This window comes from Cohnella faecalis, assembly GCF_003570905.1.
Taxonomy (GTDB): domain Bacteria; phylum Bacillota; class Bacilli; order Paenibacillales; family Paenibacillaceae; genus Cohnella; species Cohnella faecalis.
The window spans coordinates 324,914-348,247 of sequence record NZ_QXJM01000039.1 but is presented as its reverse complement, the minus strand read 5'-3'; the positions used below and the strand labels follow the sequence as shown (position 1 = coordinate 348,247).

The window sequence follows — 23,334 nt, the reverse complement described above, 5'->3', positions numbered from 1 at the left end:
TCGTTCCCTCGCTCGACCGCTCTTTTGCCTCGTCGTCATCGTCGTTTGGATATTCGTCCGAACCCGCCCGACTTCGTGCGTGGCGCCGACTTTTTCCGAGGAGTAAAATAGCCGGAAGACTTCTTCGAGCTTCCGCTGCCGTCTTCTCGCGTAATCTTGCCTGAAGACGAGGATGAAGAGGATGAGGACTTTTTGCCGAACAAGCCGTTCGAACCGACCGAGCTTCCGTCGTCCCCCGTCTTGCTCCTTTTGAATATCGAGCCCTTCTTCTCCACCGTAACCGGGGGAGCCGCCTTCTTCTCGGCCGCGCTTGGCGCGTGATACTTCCCGGTTGCGGGCGGGTTCGATCCCATGCTTCCGTAACCGCGATAATCGCCGTAACCGCCCGAACGAGGCCCTCCGTCGAACAAGCTGCCAATCAGATTGGCAAGCAAGTAGCCTTCCAGGAAAGACGGGCTGTAATTTTGCCTGAAGTATTCCTTGCTGTCGACCTCGACTAGGGAATCCTCCGGCTTATTCTCGTCTTTTTGAACATGGATCACTTGATCCGAGTAGACGAGAAACATATGATCGGGATCGGCTTTGGATTGCTGCTCCGGCTTTTTCTGCTCCACCAGCTCTTTCGCCGCTTCCTGAACGGTTACCCCTGCCGCCCTGTAAACATAGGAGGTCTGGCTTCCGCTGCCGTTCACCGATTCCAACGGGTAAGTTTCTTCCACCTTCAAGCTTCCGCATGCGGACAAAAGCGTAACCATCAGCGCCAGAACAACGCTTAAATGGATGGCGGAAGCCCACCTGCTCAGCCGCGAGCTCATCGGTTCCCCGAAGCCATTCGACGTCCGCCGGCAGCACGCTTTCCCCTTCGTATAGCATGAAGCGGCCGTCTTGCCACTCCACCCTAAGCAGCTTGCGGCCGTCCGATTGAAATTGCCAGACGTACAGCTCCCCGCCCGACGAAGAGAAAGGCGCTTGCCCCGCTTGAACAATATTGGACGAATACTGCTCCTCCAAATAATAATGGGTTCCGTCCAGCTCAATCTCGGTCGACACCTCGTCTACCGAATCCAGCCTGCCGTCGATAGCGGCGTACAAGCCGAATTTCGTCTCGGCTCTTTCCTCGACCGACAGATAGCGAATATCCGCGCCGTCGCGAAGCGTCAGCCATACCGCGTTGCGATTCATCGGCTTCGTTCGCCCGGACACCTGGTACGTAACGAGCGACACCTCGCATATATCGCCCGGGCCGAGCGACAATACGCTGCGTTCCGCCTTAAGGGGCTCAGGCGATTTGAATATGTTTTTCACTCGTTTGAACAAGCTCATGACCCATCGCTCCTTCGGCTTGCGCTACAGACATGCCCCGATAATGAATGCCCCGACGAGGTGAAAGGAGCCGGCGACCAGCCCCAATCCGACGACGCCTTGATGCACCCCTTCGTCCAACCGCAAATCGGCCAGCAGACGAAGGATGTACCGGAACGCCCATTCCACGACGAACAGAATGACGAATGAAACGAACGAAACGAGAAGCGCCTCGCCCAAGTCGTCGGACGTCTGGATCGAACGTGCGAGAATGTAGCCTTGAGCGCACAGCTTCATAACGAAACGGATGGCTACCGCGGTGTTCCCGTTCTTCATTTCCTCCAAATCCTTGTACTTCGTAAAAAAGGAATCGACGCCCATCAGAATGAACAGCAGCAGCGCTCCTGCGGCTGTCCATACGAGGGTGCCGACGATTTGGTCTATCGTCACGTTGATTTCTCCTCCCGGATACTAACGGCTCCAACTGGAAGGAAACCCGCTGAGCGGATTATCCTTCGTACTTTTTCAGCAGCGCGGCGAGCTCGTCTTCGACGGCTTGGTCTTTGCCCAGCGCCGCGATTTCTTCGTCGAGCGATTTGCCCTTGGCCGAGTTCAGCTCTTCCGTCGCTTCCGCGTGCGCTTCCATCTGCATGACTTTGTCTTCCATTCGTTTGAGGCCGGACAGGGCGGTATCGGAGCCAAAGCCGCTCATCGCCTTGTTGATTTCGGCCTGCGCCTTGGCCGCGTTCGCGCGGGCTACCAGCGTCTCGCGGCGGTTCTTCAGCTCGGTGAACTGCTTGCGCATATCGTCAAGCTTCGCGCGAAGAAGGTCTGCCGAGGCTTTGTTCTGATCGTAGCTGGCTTTGTATTCGGAAGCCTTCTGCTCGGCCGATTTTTTCTCTTCCAGCGCGCGGCGGGCAAGATCGACGTTCTGCGCCCGGGCGGCGGTATGCGCCTGTTCTTCGCGTTTCTGAACGAGCGCAGACTGCTCTTCGAACAGCTGCTTGAATCTTTTTTCAAGAGCGATTTGGGCGGCTACCGCTTTCTCCGCATCCTCGAGATCGTCTTGCATATCGCGCAAATATTGGTCGGTCATTTTCACCGGATCTTCGGCTTTTTCGATCAGGGCGTATACGTTGGACAGCGTAAGGTCGCGCAATCTTTTGAAAATGGACATGGTATTGCATCCTCCTTCGGATAGGAAAACAAGTGTGTATGCCTTATGTACAGATATACGAAGGAGGAGGTTCAACGTTTCGAATTTCGAAGGCTGCGGCGAGGAATTTGGGGGCGGAAAATGGGATTGGTTAAGTTGCGGCCGATTGCGGGGTTTGCTCTCGCTCGAATGATACACGTAACCGGCTGTCGTAAGGCTACTGAGTTCGTACATGTTCGTTCGGTGCACGTAACCAGCTGTCGTTAGGCTACTGGGGTCGTACACGCTCGTTCGGCGCACGTAACCGGCTGTCGTAGGGCTACTGGATTCGCACATGCTCGTTTGGCGCATGTAGCCAGCTATAGTAAGGCTACTGAGTTCGTACACGCTCGTTCGATGCACGTAACCGGCTGTCGTAGGGCTACTGGATTCGCACATGCTCGTTTGGCGCATGTAGCCAGCTATAGTAAGGCTACTGAGTTCGTACACGCTCGTTCGATGCACGTAACCGGCTATAGTAAGGCTACTGAGTTCGTACACGCTCGTTCGATGCACGTAACCGGCTATAGTAAGGCTACCGGGTTCACACATGCTCGTTCGGCGCACGTAACCGGCTATAGTAAGGCTACTGGGGTCGCACATGCTCGTTCGGCGCACGTAACCGGCTATAGTAAGGCTACTGGGGTCGCACATGCTCGTTCGGCACACGTAACCGGCTATAGTAAGGCTACTGGGGTCGCACATGCTCGTTCGGCGCACGTAGCCGGCTATAGTAAGGTTACTGGGGTCGCACATGCTCGTTCGGCGCACGTAACCGGCTATAGTAAGGCTACTGGGGTCGCACATGCTCGTTCGGCACACGTAACCGGCTATAGTAAGGCTACTGGGGTCGCACTCGCTCGTTCGGCAGGTGTATCCGGTCGGCTATTAGCGGGTTACGGAGGGGCGCGCAACCGGAATAAAAAAACCGCCCCTCAAAAAACGCGGGACGGTTGGAATTCGGGCTATTAGTAAGAAAGGTTCGGATACAGAGGGTATTGAGCGGACAAATCGCGCACGAGACCGCGAGCTTCTTCGAGCTTCGCTTCGTCTTTCGGGTTTTTGAGCGTAAGCGCGATGACTTTGGCGATCGTCTTCATCGCTTCCGTGTCCATGCCGCGGGACGTGACCGCAGGCGTACCGACACGAACGCCGGAAGTAACGAACGGGCTCGTCGGATCGAACGGAATCGCGTTCTTGTTGACGGTAATGCCGACGGAATCAAGCACATGCTCGGCGTCGCGGCCCGTAATGTTCAGATTGCGAGTGTCGATCAGCATCAAGTGGTTGTCGGTACCGCCGGAAACGATGTTCAAGCCTTCGGCGACCAAGCCTTCCGCCAGCACTTTCGCATTGGCGACGACATTGCGGCCATACTCCTTGAAGGAAGGCTGCAAAGCTTCTCCGAGCGCTACCGCTTTAGCGGCGATCGTATGCATCAACGGACCGCCTTGCGTACCTGGGAACACCGCTTTATCAATCGCGGCCGCCCATGGCTGACGACAGAGGATCAAGCCGCCGCGAGGACCGCGAAGCGTCTTGTGAGTCGTCGTCGTAACGAAGTGAGCGTGAGGAACCGGGCTCGGGTGTTCGCCAGCAGCAACCAGACCGGCGATATGAGCCATATCGACCATGAACAGAGCGCCTACGTCTTGAGCGATTTGGCCGAGCTTTTCGAAATCGATCGTGCGCGGGTATGCGGAAGCGCCGGCAACGATAAGACGAGGACGGTGCTTGAACGCCGCTTTGCGCACTTCGTCGTAATTGATCGTGAACGTTTCTTCGTCAACGCCGTAGGCGACGAAGTTGTACAGCAAGCCGGAAGCGTTAACCGGACTGCCGTGAGTCAAGTGACCGCCGTGCGCCAAGTTCATGCCGAGAACGGTATCTCCAGGCTGCAGCGTAGCAAGGTAAACAGCCAGATTGGCTTGAGCTCCGGAGTGCGGCTGCACGTTCGCGTGTTCAGCTCCGAACAATTCTTTCGCGCGATTGCGGGCGATGTCTTCGACGATGTCTACGTGTTCGCAGCCGCCGTAGAACCGTTTGCTCGGATAGCCTTCGGCATATTTGTTCGTCAATACCGTCCCCATCGCTTGAAGCACCGCTTCGCTTACGATGTTTTCGGATGCGATCAGCTCCAGGTTGTCGCGTTGACGTTGCAGTTCGAGATTCATCGCTTTGACGATTTCGGGATCTTGCTTGCGCAATTGTTCCATGGTAGATAGTCCTCCTAAAAATAATTAATAAATTAATCGCATGTATGGGATGAAGCGCCGGACTCCGCCAGCTCCGGTAAATCGTAGACCGCTCGCGCGCCGCCGATCAACCGAGGCCGGGAATAAGCCATCGTCACTCTCGCCTGTCCGATATACCGGATCGAGGGACGTACGGGAACCGCGACGGCTTGAAGATGCATACCGATCAGCGTCTCCCCGATGTCGACAGCCGCTCGGCTTGCACCGATTCGACAAGACACGGGTTGGCCAGCTGCTTGTAAGCGTAAGCTGCCATGGAGCCGCCCGCTTTGGCGACGGGAACCGCAGACACTTCGGTTAATCCGAAGCGTTCCGCAACCGAACGTTCGACCGCAAGCGCGCGATTCAGATGCTCGCAGCATTGCCACAGAACATGGAACCCGGCTTCCCGTTTGACCCGTTCGACGCCTTTATGGATCTGCTCGGCGACTTCCTCCGTCCCGGACGTGCCGATATGCCGCCCCCGCACCTCGCTCGTACTGCAGCCGATGACTACGCATTGTCCTTCTCGGATGCTGCCTGCTTGCACGAGTTCGCGAAGAACCTGCTCCACTTCGTCCGCTATGGAAAGCTCGTTCGATGATGTCATACCGGCATGCCCCCCCCGGTCGCGGCTTCTGGATTAAGGATGAAGCTCTTGCTTCGCTTCCAACGCCTTCACTTTGTTGATTCGTCCGATATGCCGTTCGCCTTGGGAAAACGGCGTTTCCAGCCATACCTTCAAAATTTCCTGAGCGACGCCGGGACCGATGACCCGTTCGCCCATTGCCAATACGTTCGTATCGTTATGCTCGCGAGTCGCTTTGGCCGAGAACAGATCGTGCACGAGCGCGCAGCGGATTCCCGGAGTCTTGTTGGCTGCAATGGACATTCCGATACCCGTTCCGCAAATGAGAACTCCGCGTTCGACCTCTCCCTTGACGACCATGTCGCAGACGGGAACTGCGTAATCGGGATAATCGACGGAATCCGCGCAATGGCTGCCTACGTCTACGATCTCATAACCAAGCTCCTGCAAAAACGGAATCACTACATCCTTCAGCCGATAACCGGCATGATCGGCACCAATTGCGATTTTCATTGGTTGGACCTCCCCTTTCTCACAAGGTTATTATACCTGAATTCGATGCGGCCAAACAGGCTGACAAAAGCTCAAAACCTTCGAAAAGCACGAAAAAGAGCACACGTGCGGTAAGCACGCTGCTCTTTGCCCAGGCGACCGGCCGTCATTCCGATGCTTCACCGTGGTTGAACCCACTCGCGTCGCCAGTCACATCGGAACTTTAAGTTGTAAACTTATCATAACGGAGGAAACGGTAAAAATCAATCGTCGTTCGCGTCCATTTTTCCCAAAATGGCTCTTAGCGCTTCTTCGATTTCATCGGCACATTGCTCGTAAACGTAAAGCGGTCCTCCAAACGGGTCGGCAATGTCGAAATCGGGCAGCTTGCTCTGCAGCTCCATAAGACGAGACCGATCCTTCTCCGAAAGCTGCTGCCCTAACGCCTGCCGAACCTGCCATTCGCTGTACAGCCGCTCCGCCTCGGCCAAATCGTCCATGACCGCCTCTCCGAGCAATGCGTACTCCTTCAGCGTAAACGTCTTGTTCATCGCTTCGGGATGCCGCTGCACGATGGCCCGCTTATGACCCGATGTCATCGTCAAAATCAGATTCGCCCATTCCGTTTCGGATTCCGACAACGTCGACGAAGGGCCAGGCAGCGGTATTCCGCGCCTTTTCAACGTTTCCGTCGCATGAGGAGAGGTCGGAAGTCCGCCGATTGTCGATACGCCCGCCGAACGAACCTCCAGCTTTTTGCCTGCTCGATCGGCCATCTTCCTAAGCATCGCTTCCGCCATTGGACTTCGGCAAGTATTTCCCGTACAGACGAGTAAAATCCGCTTCATGCTTCTCCCTCCTCCTTACATTTTTCAAAACAGAAACAGCAAACCGAATGCGAATAAAATGACCCCGCCGAACGCTTCCCCATAACCGCCTAGCGAACGGCTGATTTTTCGTCCGAGCATTAAGCCCAGAACGCTCATCAGCCCGCCGAAAAAGCCGAACATCATAACGGTTAGAAGCCGATGGGCCGAAAACATGCCTAGAGAGACACCGACGGAAAAGGAATCGATGCTTACGCTGAACGCAAAGACGAGCATCCCCCAAATCGTTCGGTGGTCGATCGTATCGACAACTTCTCCCTTCAATGAAGAATAAACCATATGGCCGCCGAGCAGCAACAGCAGCCCTCCCGCCACCGAGGTGGCGACTCCGCCCAGCAGTCCGCTGACGTATTGCCCCGTTGCCATCCCCGCAAGCGGCATAAGCACATGAAAAAGCGCAATGATTGCGCTTAGCTTCAGCACGTCTCTAATTCGAACGCCTCTCAATCCGATGCCGACGCCGAGAGAAAAAGCATCCATTCCCAGCGCGGCCGCCATAACCAGAATCGTGAGCAATTGCCCGGTCGCGACGGACATCTCGAGCATATCTCTTCTCCCCCTTGGGCGAAAATCCATTCCGCGAACGTTCTTTACAGAACATATGCGGACAAGGGGGCAACATAACCTTGCCGGACAAACATGGCGGAGCGCTGTCTCGATTGCGCGCGTAATGGCGGTACGATACCTAATACGCTGGAGAGATGCGCGCGGCTTCGATGATGAGGATGAGAATTAGACGATTGCTTCGTCTTATTTGTCTTGTTGGTTAGTTGTGGCAGTGAATAAGACGATTATTTGGCGTTATTTCGTTAGCTTCTGCCGGTTTTCTGGTGGTAGGCGAGCAATACGACGATTTTTTCGCTCTATTTAGAATTAGTTGGGCAAAAAAATGAAAATAAGACGATTTTTTCACTTTATCGGCTTTTAGGCGCTGACCACGAATGCTCGCTTTTACCGGAGACGACTTCGAACAAGATGAACATTGATTTGTGGAGCATAGCGGGCACTCGGGCGTTCTGGCGTTCTGCTTGTTCTGCGCGTTCTAGCGTTCTGGGCTTACTTGCCTCGCCAAACTATACCCGATGCTCACGGCCTCCAGCTGCTTTGCGAAGCCGGTTCATGAGCGCGGCCCCGATGCCGGCCTCGGGGAAGCCTTCCGCGACGATATAATCGAGCCCTAGCTCGTCGCATTGGCGCAGCGCGGCATACAAGGCGCGGGCAGCCGTCGCCGGCTCCGCGCGCGAGCCGATGCGCAGCACATGCTCCGCGCGGTAGCGCGCCTCGTGCTCCGCGCAGGCAAGCACGCCGACGCGGCGGCCTTGGCGGCGCGCCTCATCGGCTGCGCGCTGCGCTTCGGCGACCATCCGTTCCGGGTCGCCGGTGACGAGCAGCATTTCGCCGCGGGGGGCGTAATGCGCATATTTAACGCCCGGCGAGCGCGGAGGCTCCGCAGCCTGCCGCAGCTCCGGCAATAAACGCTCTTCCGCAAGCTCCCTTGCCGAAATCCCGGAGTCAGCCGCCGAATCGTCCGCAGCGACGACCGGGTTCGTCTCCTCTGTCCCATGGCTCTGCCTTACTTCAGCCAAATCGCCGATCGCGGCTTGCAAATGCTCCGCAGTTACGCCGCCCGGACGAAGCACATGAACGATGCCGTCCAATACGCGAACGACCGTCGACTCCAAACCGACTCCGGCAGCCCCTCCGTCGAGAACGCCGTCAATTCGCCCATCCAAATCTTCCTGCACATGGCGGGCTTCCGTCGGACTCGGCCTGCCCGAACGATTGGCGCTGGGCGCAGCCAGAGGACATCCGGCTGCCGCGATCAGATCCCGTGCCAACCGATGCTCAGGAAGGCGCACCGCTACCGTATCCAGACCCGCAGTCACGAGCGGCGATACGGCGCCCGGCCTTACCGGCAGCACCAAAGTCAACGGCCCCGGCCAAAATATACGCATGAGCGTTCGTTCGATTTCTCCTACACGTTCGCAAAGAGATTCCACATCGGCCTCGTCCGCAATGTGGACTATGAGCGGATTATCGGACGGCCGCCCCTTCGCCGCAAATATTTTGCCGACCGCCTCCGTGCTGCGGGCATCGCCTCCAAGCCCGTACACCGTCTCCGTCGGGAATGCAACAACGCCGCCGGCGGCAAGAGCCGCGGCGGCTTCTTTCAAATCGGCTTCGCCGCGTTCGGCGGTACTCGAAGCCGTCCAATATTGGGTAGTTGTCATAAGCGCAATAATCCATCCCAGCTCGGTAAGATACTTTTTCAGTATACCACAGTCATGAGAACAAAGATTTCAGGAAGGCGAGCAGCTGTCTGAGCAGCTCCCACAAGAAAAATTTAGCTTTCGGCTTGTCATCGGCTTGAGCGTCCGGCGTTTCCGCTTCCGCCTTTTTCGTATCCGCAACGGCAAGCGACGTTTTTTCAGCCGAGGAAGACCCCGATTTTTTGACCGTTTTTTCTGCGGCGGCCGTTTGTTTTTTCGAGGAGTCCTCGGAGTCTTCTTTGGCCGTAGCGGCGGTTAAACACAGCGGGGAAACAGAACGCACCACCAATTCGCGCCGCCGCCTTCTCCGAGAGTGATCCGCAACGCCTCGTAGTTCCCTGCCGCATAGTTGCGTCCATCGAATATTTTTTCCGGAAAAGGAACATCGGCCAGCGTCACTTGGGCGCTATAGGTCACATCGATTGCTTCCAGAGCCTGCTCCGCAACATCGCGAACCTGCTCCAACCGAGAACGGATAAGCTCGCGAGCTTCATCGTGAGTATTAGGCATCGGACCCCATGATTCGATAAGCGAGCTTACCTCGGCTTGCACATGGCGCTTGACCGATTGATCGAAGTCCGAATCGGAATTCGCAATGATCCGAATGCGGATCGCATCCGAAGGGATGACCGTCCCCGCGTTAGCCGTCGTTACCTTGCCTAGCAGAGCCGCAAAGCCGATAAGCAGCACGAAAGCTGCCGGAATCAAGCGGGAAGAAGGAATAAGGGCGGTAATCTTAATGAAAAAAGAAGAGATAAACTGGCCTTGACGTCGCATAGTCCGTTGCTCCTTAGAGAGCGCCCGCCGGCGCTGTCGCTATGCGTTCCGGAACGTCTTAGTCACAGTATGTCCGGTTCCCGAATCTATAAACCTATCAAAAATAGACTTTTCAACCTCCCCAATATACGCGCAAAAAAAGAGAGGCGCTCGGCCCCTCCCTATCCGTATCTTTCGGCGATGACGTGCCGCTTGATTCCCGCATAATCAACGACGAACCGGACGCTGTCCCATTCCGCCGCCGCTCTGAGCAACTCGGCGACGTCGTCAGCCTGGCCCGCTCCAACTTCCCATGCGACAAGGCGCGGAAGGCGCGGAAGGCGTCCCAACTGCGATGACATTGCGCGGTAAGGGTTCAAGCCGTCCTCTCCCCCATCGAGGGCGAGCCGAGGCTCGTGATCCTTCACTTCCCGTTGAAGTCCGGGCACATCGCCCGAAGGGATATAAGGCGGGTTGCTCACGAGCACGTCGACAACCGGTCCGCTCATGAACGGTTCAAGCAAATCTCCTTGGTAAAAAGCTACGCGCGCCGACACTCCATGCGTCTCAGCGTTGCTGCTGGCGCGAGACAGCGCGTCTTCCGACAAGTCGCTCGCCAGAACGCGCCATTCCGGACGTTCGGCTGCAAGCGTCACGGCCAGAATACCGCTTCCGGTACCGACGTCCAATACGGTCAGGGACGATCGCCCTCCCGCTTCCAATACCGCTTCCGCCAACAATTCCGTCTCCGGCCGAGGAATAAGGACGCCAGGCCCTACTTCGAAACGTCTGCCGTAAAAAAACTGCTCGCCCGTCACATACTGGACAGGCTCCCCCGCAGCCCGGCGGGCCAGCAGCCTCTCCCATCGATCGAGGCCATCCGCCGCCAGCGCTGCCGGCTCCCTCAGATCCCGAAGCAACTCCGTCTTGCCAATGCCCAGCAAATGCAAAAGAAGAAGCTCCGCATCCGCGTCCGCTTCTTCCGCTCCGGCCTCTCGCAGCTTCGCCGCTCCTTGCCGCCACATTTGGCCCAGCGTCGGCAAGCGGAGGCGATCATGCTCTTGCTCTGTATCGCCCATCCGCTTAACCTCCAAGCCCGTGCTGCCTTTTATGCCGGATTTAGCCCATATTCTCACGCTCGAGCATCTCCGCTTGCTCCGCAGTCGTAAGGGTGTTCACGATTTCTTCCATGTCTCCGTTCAGGACGGAGTCCAACCGGTGAAGCGTCAATCCGATTCGGTGGTCGGTTACGCGGCTTTGCGGATAATTATAAGTCCGGATCCGCTCGCTGCGGTCGCCCGTTCCGACTTTTTCCCGGCGCTCGCCTGCGAACTTCGCTTCCTCTTCTTGCCGCTTGACATCCATAATACGGGTACGAAGCACTTGAAGAGCTTTCGCTTTGTTATCGTTCTGCGACTTGCCGTCTTGGCACGTCGCCATGATTCCCGTCGGCACATGGGTTACGCGCACCGCGGATTTCGTCGTATTGACGGACTGACCGCCGGCGCCGCTCGAACAGAACGTGTCGACTCGTATATCCTTGTCGTGAATTTCAATATCGACTTCCTCGGCTTCCGGCATAACGACGACGGTCGAAGTCGACGTATGGATCCGGCCGCCCGATTCCGTCTCCGGCACGCGCTGAACGCGATGAGCGCCGCTCTCGTACTTCATCTTGCGGTACGCTTCCCGTCCGCTGATCTGGAAGATGACCTCTTTGAACCCGCCGAGATCGCTTACGCTCGCTTCGAGCAGCTCCGTGCGCCAGCCTTGGCTGTCCGCGAATTTGGCATACATCCGGTACAAGTCGGCGGCGAACAAATTCGCCTCTTCCCCTCCGGCTGCTCCGCGGATTTCCACGATAATGTCCTTGCCGTCGTTCGGGTCCTTAGGCATAAGCAGAATGCGAATCCGCTCTTCGAGCTCTCCGATGCGAGGCTCCAGCTCTTCGATTTCCATCTTTACCATGTCGCGCATGTCGTCGTCCAGCTTCTCGTCCAGCATCGCCTTGGCGTCTTGAAGCTGTCCGATCGCTTCTTTATATTCCTGATAAGCCTGGTAAGCCTCCTCCAGGCCCGATTGTTCTTTCGCGTACGAACGCAACCGCGAGGGGTCATTCGCTACGTCGGGATCGCATAGCAGCTCGCTTAGCTTGTCATATCGATCCGCCAATACTTGCAGACGGTCCAGCACTTTTCCTCAACCTCCGTTGTCTTGCTCTAAAAAGGTACATTGATTTTATTATATCACATAACCGACGTTTTCGAGATTTCCTTTTCCTTCGCCGGACTGTCCGTTACAATGAATCTAAAATGGCATAAAAAGGAGAAAAAGAATGAGCACTCCAACAGTCGCAAAAGTCCGCTTCGTATCGCCTGCCGATTCCGATCTTGCTTACTTGATCGGGCGTTTGGACGAAGACCTGCTCCGCCGTTATCCCGCGGAATCCGTGCACGGCCTTGACTTCGCGGATCCTCGCATCGACGACATCGCGTTCGTCGTCGCCTATCTGAACGGTACTGCGATCGGATGCGGAGCCATCCGGCCCCTCGATGAGAAATGTACGGAGCTCAAAAGATTTTACGTAGAGCCTGAATGCAGGGGGACGGGCGTGGCAGCCTCGATGCTGCTCGAATTGGAGTCGGAGGCCGGACGCAGAGGGTTCGAGAGCATCAGGCTCGAAACGGGAGCCCTTCAGCCGGAAGCGATTCGGTTCTACGAAAAGAACGGCTACGCTCCCATACCTCCATTCGGAGAATACGTGGATTGCGAGCTCAGCCTGTGCTACGAGAAAGACGTCCGTTCCTCCTGACGGCCGCGCTCTCCCCTGCATCGTTACTTCATTCCTGCACGCTAGCTGACCGTGATGACGCGTCAGCCCTCCGACGGCACGAACTGGGTATGATACAGCTGGGCGTATAGACCGCCTTCGTCCAGCAGCTCGGCGTGCGTGCCGCTCTCGACGATTCGTCCTTCGTTCAGGACGACAATCCGGTCAGCGGCCAGGATGGTCGATAGCCGATGGGCTATGGCGATCGTCGTCCGGTTGCGCATAAGCTGCTCAAGCGCCTCCTGCACGAACGCTTCCGACTGGGAATCGAGATGGGAAGTCGCCTCGTCGAGGATGAGAATGCGGGGCTCCTTCAGAATCGCGCGCGCAATGGCGACCCGTTGCCGCTCCCCGCCCGACAGCCGATGTCCCCTCTCTCCGACCATCGTCTCGTAGCCTTCCGGCAGCGACTGGATGAAGTCGTGAATATAAGCTCTGCGGCAGGCGTCCTCCATCTCCTCCTGCGTCGCCTCCTCCTTGGCAAAACGCAAATTGTCCGCCAGAGTGCCATAGAACAAGAACGGCTCCTGCGTTACGTATGCGATTTGGCTTCTTAACGAATGCAGCGTCGCTTCGCGGATATTTTGTCCGTCAACATAGACACCGCCCTCAGAAGGGTCGTATAGCCTTGCGATCAAGCCGATTAGCGTGGATTTGCCCGCGCCGCTAGGTCCGACGAGAGCGAGCATCCCTCCGGGCTCCACCTCGAAGCTCAGGTTTTGAAGCGCGGGAGCGTCCGGCCTGTACGAGAATCCGACCCCTCGGAATTCCACGCGGCCTTGCAGCTTAGACAGCGGCTTCGCTCCCGGAGCATCCTCGATATCCGGCTCCAAATCCAAATACTCGAAAATCCGCTGAAATATCCCCATTGCCGCCGACAGCTCCAAATGCACGTTAAGCAATCCCGACACCGGATCGTACAGCCTTCCCGTCAATGCCGCGAACGCGATGACGGAGCCAAGCGTCATATCTCCGTTAATGACGTTCCAGCCGCCATACAAATAGATGACAGCCGCTCCGATCGGATTCGTCACCCCGGCTGCCATCGCATACCATCGACCGATCAAGCCAAGCCGAAGCTCCATCGATTTGACGCTGTCGTTCATGGCCGCGAACTTCCGAACCTGCGACTCCTCCCGGTTGAAAATGCGAGTCAACAGCGCTCCCGAAACGCCGAACGTTTCCGCGAGATGAGAGGACATCTCTCCTCTCTGCTTCTGTACCTTCAACCGCAGCTCTTTGCGCAGCGACGAAATTCGGCGAACGGGAAGGAGCAAGCCGGGAAGAACGACTAGCGACAACAGCGCCATCTTCCAGTCTAGCCGGAACAGGATCGTCGCCGTGGCAAGAAGCGTTACCGCCTGCGTAATGGCCGAGACGATCGTACCGGTGATAGCGCTCTGTATCGCTTGAACGTCGCCTGAAATGCGCTGAACGATTTCCCCCGTCCGGGAACGGGTAAAGAACGCCATCGATTGCCGCTGCAAATTGCGGAACAGGCTGTCGTTCAAGTCTCTCATAACGCTTTGGCCGACCTTATTGTTCAAGTGGGTTTGCCAGACGTTTAGCATGCCTTTGCCTACCGGACTTGCGAGCATGAGAAGCGCGAATATCGCAAGCAAGCCGAAATCCTTCTTCGGAATGGCTTGGTCGACGATCTCCTTGGTGGCCAACGGCGCGATTAAGCCTACCAAAGCGGCTGCTAACGATAAAAGGAGGATGAACGCCAACTGCTTCCAATAAGGCCGGAATAACGAAAGAACGCGCGAAAGCTTAACTTCAGACAGCTTGGCGCGCGCTTCGTGAGCTTCGCTTAGTCTTTTCAACGATGACACTCCTTTGACGCGGTCGATAGATCGGTGCTTCGCGAGCCTGCCTTCCTGGCTGTCAACCACAAAAAAGAATCCGCCCCGTTTCGAGGCAGATTCCTTGGCTAATAACTTTACGGCTACACATTGAAACGGAAATGCATGACATCGCCGTCGGCGACGACGTACTCTTTGCCTTCCAGACGAAGGAGCCCCTTCTCTTTGGCCGCGTTCATCGAGCCGGAGCCGACGAGATCCGCGTAGCCTACAACCTCAGCGCGGATAAAACCGCGCTCGAAGTCGGTGTGGATGACGGCAGCCGCTTGCGGAGCTTTCGTCCCTTTGCGAATCGTCCATGCACGGACTTCCTGAACGCCTGCCGTAAAGTAGGTGTACAGCCCGAGCAGCTTGTAAGCCGCACGGATAAGACGGTCCAGGCCGGATTCGGTCAGGCCGAGCTCCTCCAGGAACATCTCCTTGTCCTCGCCTTCGAGCTCGGCGATTTCCGATTCGACCCGCGCGCTGATCGGAACGACCTCGGAGCCTTCCGCCGCAGCGAACTCGCGAACGCGCTGGACGTATTCGTTGCCGTCCGAGTTCGCCGCTTCGCTCTCGCTCACATTCGCCGCATACAGCACCGGCTTAATGGTCAGCAAGTGCAGATCGCGAACAAGCAGCTTCTCTTCCTCGGTCAGCTCTACGCTGCGCGCAGGCTTCTCTTCAAGCAGCGCCGCGTGAACCCGTTCCAGCACTTCGACCTCTTGGGCGTACTTCTTGTCTCCGCCCCTCATGTTCTTCCTCGATCGTTCCATACGCTTCTCGACCGAATCGATATCGGCCAATATTAGCTCCAAATTAATGACTTCAATGTCGTTGATCGGATCGACCTTGCCCGAGACGTGAGTAATATTCTCGTCATGGAAGCACCGTACGACATGAACGATCGCGTCTACTTCTCGAATATTGGCGAGGAACTTGTTGCCCAGCCCTTCGCCGCGGCTAGCGCCTTTGACCAGACCTGCGATGTCGACGAATTCGAAAGCCGTCGGCACGATCCGGTTCGGCGTGACGATGTCGGCGAGCTTCTGCAGCCGCTCGTCCGGCACCTCGACGACCCCGACATTCGGGTCGATCGTACAAAACGGATAGTTGGCGGATTCCGCTCCCGCCTGCGTTATAGCATTAAACAACGTAGACTTGCCGACGTTCGGCAGTCCGACGATTCCGCACGATAGTGCCATTACCGCTAACACTCCTTAACGTGTGCCTCTAAGATTCTCACGTCATTATACCGGAAGCGGGGCGCATCGTCCACAAACCGCTATTGAAGATCTCCGAACTCGAAATCGTCTTCCAGCGACGGATCGAGCTCAGGGGCGTTCTTCGCTTCCTCGGGAACGACGACTGGCTCGGTCGCGTTGTGATTGCTGTAAAAAGCTTCAAGCGACTGCTCCAAAGTCGAAGGCTTGCCCGGCTCGTACTCAACGGTCAAGACGGAATCGATCCGGTACGACAGCGGCCAATGATGCTGGGCGTCCAGCTTGACGAGTACCTCGAGCGAATCGATCTTGATCGTGTCGCGAACGGACGGCTCCATGCTCGACAGATCCAATGTGCTCTCCAGCACGCTCTCGAGGAACGTCAGCGCTTCCGGGCCGTTGCCGTTATAGCTTATGGCGATCTCGTCTCCGGATGGCTTCACGGCCAGTGCGCTGCCCAGCCCCCTTACTCCTTCTATTGATTCCGCCAAATTAATCTGCAAGGAGGACAGCGTTCTGACGACGTTCGCCGTCTCTTCCTTGGAGAGCTTGCTCCATTCCTTGAACTCGTCGGAGTACATATAATAAGCGTCGGGAACGAGAATCGCCCGCAACGAAGACTTTTCGCCATCGATGTCGCTTTTGTTCGTCTGATCCAGCTTGAGCGGCCCGAGCTCTGCCCGCCCTTGCATATCCAGCTTGACGGTGGAGTTGCTGCCTGCGCTTTCTCCGCTCATTTTTTGATTTAAATTAAGCTCGAAACCATACTTTTTCAATTGCTTAGCCGCGTCTTCGGCTTTGGTCAGCCATTCGTCGGCCGACGACTGTTGCGCGGAAGACGTTGCAGACGGCGACGCGGCCGAGGACGACGCCTCTCCCTTGGACGACGAGCACGCCGCGCAAAAAATAATGACGGCGAGCGCTAAATAACGAGCCCGATATAACAATGAAAACATGGCGAACATACCTCCCTGGCGGATAACGTCGTACGGTAATGAGCACAATGACCGGGTATTCACCGACCAAAGGAGGAGCTTCCCATGGAGAACAAGTCCCACAAGGGGAACTACAAAGGAACGACGAATATGGCCGCCAAAAACCAGGATATGGCCTTCGTCAACGACACGCTCGAGAATACGAAATCCGTCGCCCCAACCCCCCGCGCCGACAAAAAAACGGACTAACCTCTCTGTTCCAGGCTCGTCCGGCGCCGCATCATCGGATTAGCCGCGGCTAAGCGCCTATACTTGCCGCGGTTAACCCTCCAACCGTTTCTATACGTTAGCATACCCCGTAAAGCCGGGCAAGCGACGCAAGTCCCTCATACCCATGCATCGTTGTCGTAGCCGCGTTCCTCCCAATATCCCGTATGCGGCTTATCGACCAATTCGATCCGATTCAACCATTTCACCGACTTGTACGCATACATTTTCGGAACGATGAGCCTTGCGGGGCCTCCATAATCTCGATGAATCGGCTTCCCGTCGTGAAGAATCGCGACCATGACGTCGTCCATATTCGCTTGCTCAAGCGACAGCGCGTCTGTATATTCCCCGTCCCCCGAATAGAATTTTACGTATTTTGCCTTCGGATTTACTCCAGCCAGCTTCAGCAGCTCGGAGAGAGGAATCCCTTCCCAGGTGTTGCGGTATACCGACCAGCCCGTCACGCAGTGAAAATCGCTGACCTGAACCTTGCGCGCAATCGCCAGAAACCGCTCCCAGCTCCAGACGGCAGGGCGATCCACCAAGCCGTCCAGCGTGAACGTCCATGTCTGCGAGTCAAAGGAAGGCAGCCGCGTGACCGTATAGACGCGAAAGCGGCCTTCCGCGCCTCCCCCGATTACCCGCACCGAATCCGGCAGCGGCTCGGGTTCCGGAAGCATGCGATTGCCTCCGGATGAAGTATCGTTCATGCCTCCCGCCGTTCCTCCCCGGAAGCTCCTCCGAGTCCCGGCACCGTGCCAAGCCAACGAAAAAAGGGCGGAACCGTCGCGACCGCCATAGCGACGCCGAACGACCATTTCAAGAACTGGCGACGCGTAACCCATTGTGCCGGGTTGGAGACCGGTAGCCGCCAGGCTGCAGAGCTTCAGCCGACTCTCCAGCCTCCGCCCGAATCGTTCTTCGCTCCGGTCGTCTCATCCATTGAATCCGGGTGATCGAATGAAAGAGGATGTACGGCATTCCGACCCAAGTGAGCAAATCATGGACGACCAGAGCGTTATTCGCCCATCTCGGCGGCAAATGACGGAACTGCCACAGCACGATTCCGGACAGCAGCCAGCCGACGAGCAGAATGAGCATAACCGACAGATTCCTTTTTTGACTTGGCCGGTTCCTGATCTGCTTCCAATGCCTTCTCATTAATGGAGCGTACATGACCAGCAGAATTCCGGACACGACGCCGACCCCGATATGCAACTGCTTGATCCATACCCGGCCTTCGCCAAGCCAGCCTCGGACCGCCCCCCAGGACAGCACCAAGCCCGTGACCGCCAGCAGCACGACCAGCCAGCCGTTCCATCTGTGCAGCTCGGCCAATTGCTTGCCAAATCCCGTTTTTTTCTTGTTTTCGTTCATCGCCCGTCCTCCCTTCCCGCCCTCCGGCATCGTCTTTACCGCACCGCTTCACAAGCATTATTACTTAAAATTATAGCATAGCCAGGCGCTCCGAAATGTGGAACGGTAAGGATCTCAATGCGTCATTTTGAAATAAAAGGGAACTTCTCGGGTGAACGGTCGTCGTATTGTACGAGGTGGGCTTGGAGTGGATCATGAATACTTGAAAAATATGACCGACGGTCTCGACCGGAACGCTTTGTTGGAAGATCTGATGCTGACTTACGGCAAGGATGTCTGGAATTACGCTTACTTCCTAACCCGGCGCAAAGACCTTGCGGAAGACATCGCTCAGGATGTGTTCGTGAAGGCGTACAACAGCCTTTATTCCTTTCGCGGCGACTCGCCGATGAAGGCTTGGCTGCTAACGATTACACGCCATGCGACGCTTGACTATCTGAAGTCCTCCTGGGTGCGCAAAGTGGCATTTCTAACTCCCTGGCAGCAACAGGAACGCTCCGTCCCTTCAGCGGAGACGGAATGGTTCGATTCCATGGAAAAAAGGGAAATTTGGGACAGCGTGCTGAGCCTGCCCCGCAAATTACGCGAGGCGCTGCTTCTCTATGCTCATCATCATCTGTCGATCAAGGAAATCGCAGAGCTTATGAATTTGAATGAAAGCACGGTCAAATCCCGGCTGTTTCGCGCAAGGGCGGCCATGAACCGCCAAATAAGCCGAGAACAACGGGCAGACGGGAGGAACGAACCGTGAGCATGCCTCGCAATTGGGAAGAAGAACTGTCCGAGATGCCGACTGGCGCAGGGGGATTCTCGATGCGGACCATCCGCAAGGTGAAGGAGCGAATAGCTATGCAGGAAAAGAAAAAATACCGTTATCGTCAGGCTGCGGCTGCAATTGTTTGTACGGTGCTGCTCGGAGCCGGATATTTGTTGCGGGACGATCTTGCAGATTGGATGAGAAAAGCGCCTGCCGCCAAGCCGGTCATCTCCGACGATGAAGAGGTTCGATTAAGCGTTCAATATTACGACACCGGCTCCTTATTGCAACGCTACAGCACGTTCATCATTCGTCACCCTTCCGTTCGCTTGGAAGCCGTATCCCCCTCAAGGAGAAGCTTACACGGCGGAGGGCTACGTCTCATGGGCGAAAAAAAGCTCTGCGGACATCTTTCAGGTTCCGCTGGCCTATGTCGATGACATGTCGCGCGAAGGGCTCATCAAGCCGTTGGACGCTTGGATTAAGAGAGACAGCTATGACATTGAATCCTTGTATAAGCCCGTCGTACAAGCGATTCGGGAGGCTGGCGCAGGCCAATTATACGGTCTGGCTCCGTCGTTCGAGACATATGCCCTGTACTACAATAAAACCTTATTCAATGCAGCGAACATCCCGTTGCCCAAGGACGGCATGACATGGGAAGAGGTTTGGAATCTCGCCGCCCAATTCGGCGAATCGCCGAAAGGGAATGACATTGCAGGACTGAGCTTCGGGCGATACTCGCCCGCCGCGTCGCTTTCCCTTCTGGGGCAAAGCATGGGTTTGCGGCTAACATCCGCCGACGGCAAGCTGCCTACTATCGATACTCCAGGTTGGCGAAAAGCGCTGGAACCGCTGGCTCGCGGATGGAGGGAAGGATGGATCAGCAAGCAACAGCCCAAAAAGAGAGAGGGCGATATACTCATGAAGGATTTGTATATGGAAGACCCCTTTTTAACGGGGAAATCCGCCATGTCATTCGCCAGTTCTATCTATATGAATGACATTCGTTCCGCCGAGAAGCTGATCCCCTTTCAAGATAAGTGGGGAGCCGTCACTCAGCCGACCGCGACGGGTAATCCGAACGACTCCCGGCTATTCGGAGTGTCCTATATATATGCGATCAACTCTTCCTCCAAAGATGCCGACGCCGCTTGGAGCTTCTGAAAGCAATGGTAAGCAAAAATCAAGCGCTGCGAGACAAAAGAAACAACTATAGCTCGCTGTCCGCCATTCCACTGACCGACAACAGCGAGCCTGAGGATGTATTTTTCCGAATGTCCTCCAATCCTTCGTCATCCTGAGCAACGCAGAGCTTGAAAGCAGCGAGCCCTATCGTCTCACATCGGGCTTTATCGAGAATGGAATGGCCGATGCTATAAGCCTCGTCCTCTCAGGAGCAAAAGCCGGTCGAGAAGGCACTGGCCGACTTGCAGAACGCAGCGTTAGCCGGCAGCAAGGCGGTGTCGCCATGAGCAAGCCTGATCTTCATTTGTCTTTGCCTTCTTCTGACGGTTTCGGCTTGCGGAGCGATGAACAGATTGCCGCCCCCATCCCAAACGAGCCGCGTTCATTCAAAGCGCATGCTGCGACGACACAATGAAGAAAATCGAGCATTCAGGCAGCTAGGGAGGACGTCCTATTTTCCCCGCCTTTCGACCGTAACCTATCGTTCTTTTTTGCGTCTAAAGATATACGTAGAACGCAAGGAGGAATGAATGATGCGCAGATTGTCACCGTTGCTTACCGCGGCCCTTCTCGCGCTTACTTTGGCCGGATGCGGCATGCGCCCGCGACGACGATGCCAGCCAGATTACGGATCCCGCGTCAGCAACCCCCGTCGATACCGCAACCGTCGGCGGCACGTCCGCTTCGCCTGCGCCGTCCGAAACCGTCGATACCGCCCCGCCTGCATCCGAACCCGCGGATGCGGAGTCCACGCTGAAGGCCGCCGCGAAGGATGTCGTTGATAATTTGCGCGACCGCGATTTGATAATCTCGATTGGATTCCGAAAATCAATCCCCTCTCCGTCGACGATCTCAATTCATCGACGCCGAGCTCCCTTCTTCTTCCTTCAAGACAACATACGAATGGGGAAGCGCCGACGGCAGCGGAGATCCGATCCGACTGACTTTTCGCGATTACTTCGAAAAATTCGTGTACGACCAGGATTTTGCCGATGCGCCGAACGTAAGCGCAGGAAAGCTGCTCGGAACGGGAAATACGCCCTCCAATATTTTGGAGGTCTACCCGAAAGCCTCCTTCGTCGAGTACCATTATCCCGGAACCGACAAGAACGGCGGCATGGATTGGAAAAGCCTTGTCGTTGTATTCGTGCCGAGCGGCAGCGATTGGAAGCTGGTATCGATCGTGCACGGCCAATGGACCATCTAAGCAGCTGCAAAAAAAGCGAAGCCTCCTTATGGGGAGCTTCGCTTTTTTAGCTGTCGTTAACGATTACCTGTTCAGATGAAACGGCACCGTCGCGATGACGATATCCTTCTGATTGTACAAGTAAGCCCGAATGAGCAGACTCGTCTGGTTGTGGAGAAGATTTTGCCACCAATGCTTGGTAATGAATTGCGGGATGAGTATCGTGATGTGATCCGTCTCCGCCGTCTTCCACTCGACTGTATCGATGAACTTGATCAGAGGCCTCATGACGCTTCGGTACCGGGAACGCAGCACAATAAGCCGGACGCCGGGGTTCCATTGCTCCCACTTTTCCTCCATACGCCGGATTTCTTCTTCATCGAAGCCGACGTAAACCGCAGCGACGTTGTCGGTCAATGACTTCGCGTAGCTGATCGAATGAAGAACGACCCTCGTAATGCCGGCGACCGGAATGACGATAGTGCTCCCCTTGATATGCGGCTTTTCTTCGTCTATATCGATCCGCAACTGATCGGCGATGTTCATGTAATGCCTTTGAATACGGAAAAAACCGAAGATGACGATCGGAAGGAAAACGAATACCATCCACACTTGACTGAACTTGGTAAAAATAAAAATGAGCGTAATGGTAAGCGTAGTCAGCATGCCGATCGTGTTGATCGCCAGCTTGACGGGCCAGCCTGCCGGCTTCACCTTCAACCAACGAATCATCATGCCGAGCTGAGAGAGAGTGAACGGGATGAACACCCCTACCGCGTAGAGCGGAATAAGATTCTCCGTGTCCCCGTGAAACAAAATGATGAGCAGCGCAGACAATACGCCCAGCATAATAATGCCGTTCGAAAAGCCGAGCCGGTCTCCCCGCACCTTGAACATATGCGGCATGAACTTATCTTTGGCCAGCATGAACGCCAGCAGCGGAAAGGCCGAGTAGGCAGTGTTCGCGGCCAAGAACAAGATGAGCGCCGTCACGGCCTGAATCGCGTAATAGATAACGCCGCGCCCGAACGTCGCGTTCGCGATTTGGGAAACGACGGTTTCCTTTTCGTTCGGGGCAATGCCGAAGCCGTAAGCAAGCAAGCTGATGCCGAGGAACATGACGCCTAGTATGATTCCCATCATGACCAATGTCATCGCCGCGTTTTTTTCCGCCGGCTTCTTGAAGTTCGGGATTGCGTTGGACACGGCCTCGACTCCGGTAAGCGCCGAGCAGCCCGAGCTGAACGCCTTGAGCAAAATAAACAAGCTAATGTTGTTGACCGCGCTTCCCCATTCGGGGATGCTGGCATGGACTCCTTCGACCATCAATTTGACGCCCCCGGCGACGATCAACACGAAGACGGCCGCGACGAACAAATAGACGGGATACGCAAGGACGGACGCGGACTCCGTTGTCCCCCGCAAATTCAAAATCGTAAGCAGCGCAATGACAATCAGAGCAATGGGCACCCGATAATCGTGCAGGGAAGGAAATGCAGAGGTAATCGCATCCGTCCCCGCCGAGGAGCTTACCGCAACCGTAAGAATGTAGTCGACAAGGAGGGAGCCGCCCGCCACAAGCCCCGATGCGGTGCCCAGATTGTCCTTGGCCACAATATATGCCCCGCCGCCGGAAGGGTACGAAAAAATCGTTTGCCGGTAGGAGAGAATGAGGATTAGCAGTAGTCCGAGCACCGCGATGGAGATCGGAATGGAAAACCATATGGCAGCGAAGCCTAGCGTAATGAGCACGAGCAAAATTTGTTCCGTCCCGTATGCGACGGACGAAAGCGCATCGGACGAGAGGACGGCAAGCGCCTTAAGCTTGGAGAGCTTCTCGTCTTCGAGGTGGGTCGATTTCATCGGCTTGCCGATCAGAAACCGTTTGAGCCTGCTGACCATGTCGTTGTTTCTCTCCCCGTTTTGCGGATTGTCTGAGTATTATTTCTTACGCAAGACAAAAATCCGCAGAAACAGGATCCCTGCAGGTCAACACAAA

At 56.0% G+C, this 23,334-nt stretch carries 26 protein-coding genes, 2 pseudogenes and 1 riboswitch; of the genes and pseudogenes, 7 read left to right on the top strand and 21 right to left on the bottom strand.

The genetic code is table 11. From position 1 onward, the window contains the following. Window positions 1-35 precede the first annotated feature (35 nt). The 14 genes and pseudogenes from D3H35_RS14570 to prfA form a co-directional block, all read right to left on the bottom strand. Window positions 36-815 carry a DUF4247 domain-containing protein gene (locus tag D3H35_RS14570; protein WP_119150028.1) on the bottom strand — a complete coding sequence of 260 codons (780 nt, stop codon included), beginning with the start codon at window positions 813-815 and terminating at the stop codon, window positions 36-38. Window positions 816-819: 4 nt separating this feature from the next. Beyond that, window positions 820-1,323: pseudogene (locus tag D3H35_RS14565) on the bottom strand (DUF4178 domain-containing protein); the annotation flags it as partial. 24 nt (window positions 1,324-1,347) lie between these two features. Further along, complete coding sequence (locus D3H35_RS14560; protein WP_119150027.1) at window positions 1,348-1,752, bottom strand: DUF350 domain-containing protein; 405 nt, start codon at window positions 1,750-1,752, stop codon at window positions 1,348-1,350. Window positions 1,753-1,810: 58 nt separating this feature from the next. After that, window positions 1,811-2,479: a PspA/IM30 family protein gene (locus D3H35_RS14555; protein WP_119150026.1), complete on the bottom strand. Its 669-nt coding sequence runs from the start codon at window positions 2,477-2,479 to the stop codon at window positions 1,811-1,813. 986 nt (window positions 2,480-3,465) lie between these two features. Beyond that, window positions 3,466-4,713 carry a serine hydroxymethyltransferase gene (locus D3H35_RS14550; protein WP_119150025.1) on the bottom strand — a complete coding sequence of 416 codons (1,248 nt, stop codon included), beginning with the start codon at window positions 4,711-4,713 and terminating at the stop codon, window positions 3,466-3,468. A 32-nt stretch (window positions 4,714-4,745) separates the two neighbouring features. After that, a pseudogene (locus D3H35_RS14545) lies at window positions 4,746-5,341 on the bottom strand (TIGR01440 family protein). A gap of 33 nt (window positions 5,342-5,374) precedes the next feature. After that, on the bottom strand, window positions 5,375-5,833 hold the full coding sequence (gene rpiB, locus D3H35_RS14540; protein ID WP_119150024.1) for a ribose 5-phosphate isomerase B: 459 nt from the start codon (window positions 5,831-5,833) through the stop codon (window positions 5,375-5,377). 121 nt (window positions 5,834-5,954) lie between these two features. After that, a riboswitch (ZMP/ZTP riboswitch) is annotated at window positions 5,955-6,036 on the bottom strand. Between the two features lie 39 nt (window positions 6,037-6,075). Continuing rightward, entirely contained in the window at window positions 6,076-6,660 is a 585-nt protein-coding gene (locus D3H35_RS14535) for a low molecular weight protein arginine phosphatase (RefSeq protein WP_119150023.1), read from the bottom strand. 24 nt (window positions 6,661-6,684) lie between these two features. After that, window positions 6,685-7,245 carry a manganese efflux pump MntP gene (locus D3H35_RS14530; RefSeq protein WP_119150022.1) on the bottom strand — a complete coding sequence of 187 codons (561 nt, stop codon included), beginning with the start codon at window positions 7,243-7,245 and terminating at the stop codon, window positions 6,685-6,687. 527 nt (window positions 7,246-7,772) lie between these two features. Beyond that, window positions 7,773-8,930 carry an L-threonylcarbamoyladenylate synthase gene (locus tag D3H35_RS14525; protein ID WP_119150021.1) on the bottom strand — a complete coding sequence of 386 codons (1,158 nt, stop codon included), beginning with the start codon at window positions 8,928-8,930 and terminating at the stop codon, window positions 7,773-7,775. A 52-nt stretch (window positions 8,931-8,982) separates the two neighbouring features. Further along, a complete protein-coding gene (locus tag D3H35_RS14520) occupies window positions 8,983-9,258 on the bottom strand; it encodes a hypothetical protein (RefSeq protein WP_119150020.1) in 276 nt (91 codons plus the stop codon). Continuing rightward, window positions 9,225-9,746 carry a stage II sporulation protein R gene (locus D3H35_RS14515; RefSeq protein WP_119150019.1) on the bottom strand — a complete coding sequence of 174 codons (522 nt, stop codon included), beginning with the start codon at window positions 9,744-9,746 and terminating at the stop codon, window positions 9,225-9,227. Before D3H35_RS14515 ends, D3H35_RS14520 begins: the two co-directional genes overlap by 34 nt. Window positions 9,747-9,907: 161 nt before the next feature. Continuing rightward, entirely contained in the window at window positions 9,908-10,861 is a 954-nt protein-coding gene (gene prmC, locus D3H35_RS14510) for a peptide chain release factor N(5)-glutamine methyltransferase (protein ID WP_378125020.1), read from the bottom strand. After that, on the bottom strand, window positions 10,845-11,918 hold the full coding sequence (prfA, locus tag D3H35_RS14505) for a peptide chain release factor 1 (protein ID WP_119150017.1): 1,074 nt from the start codon (window positions 11,916-11,918) through the stop codon (window positions 10,845-10,847). The genes prmC and prfA overlap by 17 nt, the downstream gene beginning before the upstream one ends. A 142-nt stretch (window positions 11,919-12,060) precedes the next feature. Here prfA and D3H35_RS14500 point away from each other — a divergent pair, with 142 nt between their 5' ends. Further along, a complete protein-coding gene (locus tag D3H35_RS14500) occupies window positions 12,061-12,537 on the top strand; it encodes a GNAT family N-acetyltransferase (protein ID WP_119150016.1) in 477 nt (158 codons plus the stop codon). A gap of 62 nt (window positions 12,538-12,599) precedes the next feature. Here D3H35_RS14500 and D3H35_RS14495 read toward each other — a convergent pair whose 3' ends face one another. The 3 genes from D3H35_RS14495 to D3H35_RS14485 all read right to left on the bottom strand — a co-directional run bounded on the left by D3H35_RS14495 (window position 12,600) and on the right by D3H35_RS14485 (window position 16,578). Beyond that, window positions 12,600-14,450 (bottom strand): ABC transporter ATP-binding protein, encoded by a 1,851-nt coding sequence (locus tag D3H35_RS14495; protein WP_233567940.1) that lies wholly within the window; start codon window positions 14,448-14,450, stop codon window positions 12,600-12,602. 53 nt (window positions 14,451-14,503) lie between these two features. After that, complete coding sequence (gene ychF / locus D3H35_RS14490; protein WP_119150015.1) at window positions 14,504-15,604, bottom strand: redox-regulated ATPase YchF; 1,101 nt, start codon at window positions 15,602-15,604, stop codon at window positions 14,504-14,506. A gap of 80 nt (window positions 15,605-15,684) precedes the next feature. Further along, a complete protein-coding gene (locus D3H35_RS14485; protein ID WP_119150014.1) occupies window positions 15,685-16,578 on the bottom strand; it encodes a DUF6612 family protein in 894 nt (297 codons plus the stop codon). A gap of 84 nt (window positions 16,579-16,662) precedes the next feature. Here D3H35_RS14485 and D3H35_RS31340 point away from each other — a divergent pair, with 84 nt between their 5' ends. Continuing rightward, window positions 16,663-16,806 carry a hypothetical protein gene (locus D3H35_RS31340; protein ID WP_199728491.1) on the top strand — a complete coding sequence of 48 codons (144 nt, stop codon included), beginning with the start codon at window positions 16,663-16,665 and terminating at the stop codon, window positions 16,804-16,806. Between the two features lie 137 nt (window positions 16,807-16,943). Here D3H35_RS31340 and D3H35_RS14480 read toward each other — a convergent pair whose 3' ends face one another. Further along, window positions 16,944-17,537 carry a molybdopterin-dependent oxidoreductase gene (locus D3H35_RS14480; RefSeq protein WP_119150013.1) on the bottom strand — a complete coding sequence of 198 codons (594 nt, stop codon included), beginning with the start codon at window positions 17,535-17,537 and terminating at the stop codon, window positions 16,944-16,946. Window positions 17,538-17,646: 109 nt separating this feature from the next. Continuing rightward, complete coding sequence (locus D3H35_RS14470; protein ID WP_158594118.1) at window positions 17,647-18,204, bottom strand: hypothetical protein; 558 nt, start codon at window positions 18,202-18,204, stop codon at window positions 17,647-17,649. Window positions 18,205-18,391: 187 nt separating this feature from the next. Here D3H35_RS14470 and D3H35_RS14465 point away from each other — a divergent pair, with 187 nt between their 5' ends. The 4 genes from D3H35_RS14465 (at window position 18,392) to D3H35_RS33565 (ending at window position 20,564) form a co-directional block, all read left to right on the top strand. Further along, entirely contained in the window at window positions 18,392-18,955 is a 564-nt protein-coding gene (locus tag D3H35_RS14465; RefSeq protein ID WP_119148546.1) for an RNA polymerase sigma factor, read from the top strand. Continuing rightward, window positions 18,952-19,401, top strand: coding sequence for a hypothetical protein (locus D3H35_RS32455; protein WP_233567939.1), 450 nt, complete (start codon window positions 18,952-18,954; stop codon window positions 19,399-19,401). Before D3H35_RS14465 ends, D3H35_RS32455 begins: the two co-directional genes overlap by 4 nt. Window position 19,402: 1 nt before the next feature. Next, window positions 19,403-20,128, top strand: coding sequence for an ABC transporter substrate-binding protein (locus D3H35_RS14460; RefSeq protein ID WP_233567938.1), 726 nt, complete (start codon window positions 19,403-19,405; stop codon window positions 20,126-20,128). A gap of 304 nt (window positions 20,129-20,432) precedes the next feature. After that, window positions 20,433-20,564, top strand: a complete 132-nt coding sequence (locus tag D3H35_RS33565) for a hypothetical protein (protein WP_267901395.1) — start codon at window positions 20,433-20,435, stop codon at window positions 20,562-20,564. Between the two features lie 130 nt (window positions 20,565-20,694). Here the strand turns inward: D3H35_RS33565 and D3H35_RS14455 are convergent, their stop codons facing one another. Next, a complete protein-coding gene (locus D3H35_RS14455) occupies window positions 20,695-20,901 on the bottom strand; it encodes a hypothetical protein (protein ID WP_119150009.1) in 207 nt (68 codons plus the stop codon). Between the two features lie 62 nt (window positions 20,902-20,963). On the opposite strand from D3H35_RS14455, the gene D3H35_RS14450 reads away from it, so the two are divergent. Next, entirely contained in the window at window positions 20,964-21,356 is a 393-nt protein-coding gene (locus D3H35_RS14450) for a hypothetical protein (RefSeq protein WP_119150008.1), read from the top strand. Window positions 21,357-21,419: 63 nt separating this feature from the next. On the opposite strand, the gene D3H35_RS14445 is transcribed toward D3H35_RS14450, so the two are convergent. Then, window positions 21,420-23,237 carry an APC family permease gene (locus tag D3H35_RS14445; RefSeq protein WP_119150007.1) on the bottom strand — a complete coding sequence of 606 codons (1,818 nt, stop codon included), beginning with the start codon at window positions 23,235-23,237 and terminating at the stop codon, window positions 21,420-21,422. Window positions 23,238-23,334: the final 97 nt, after the last annotated feature.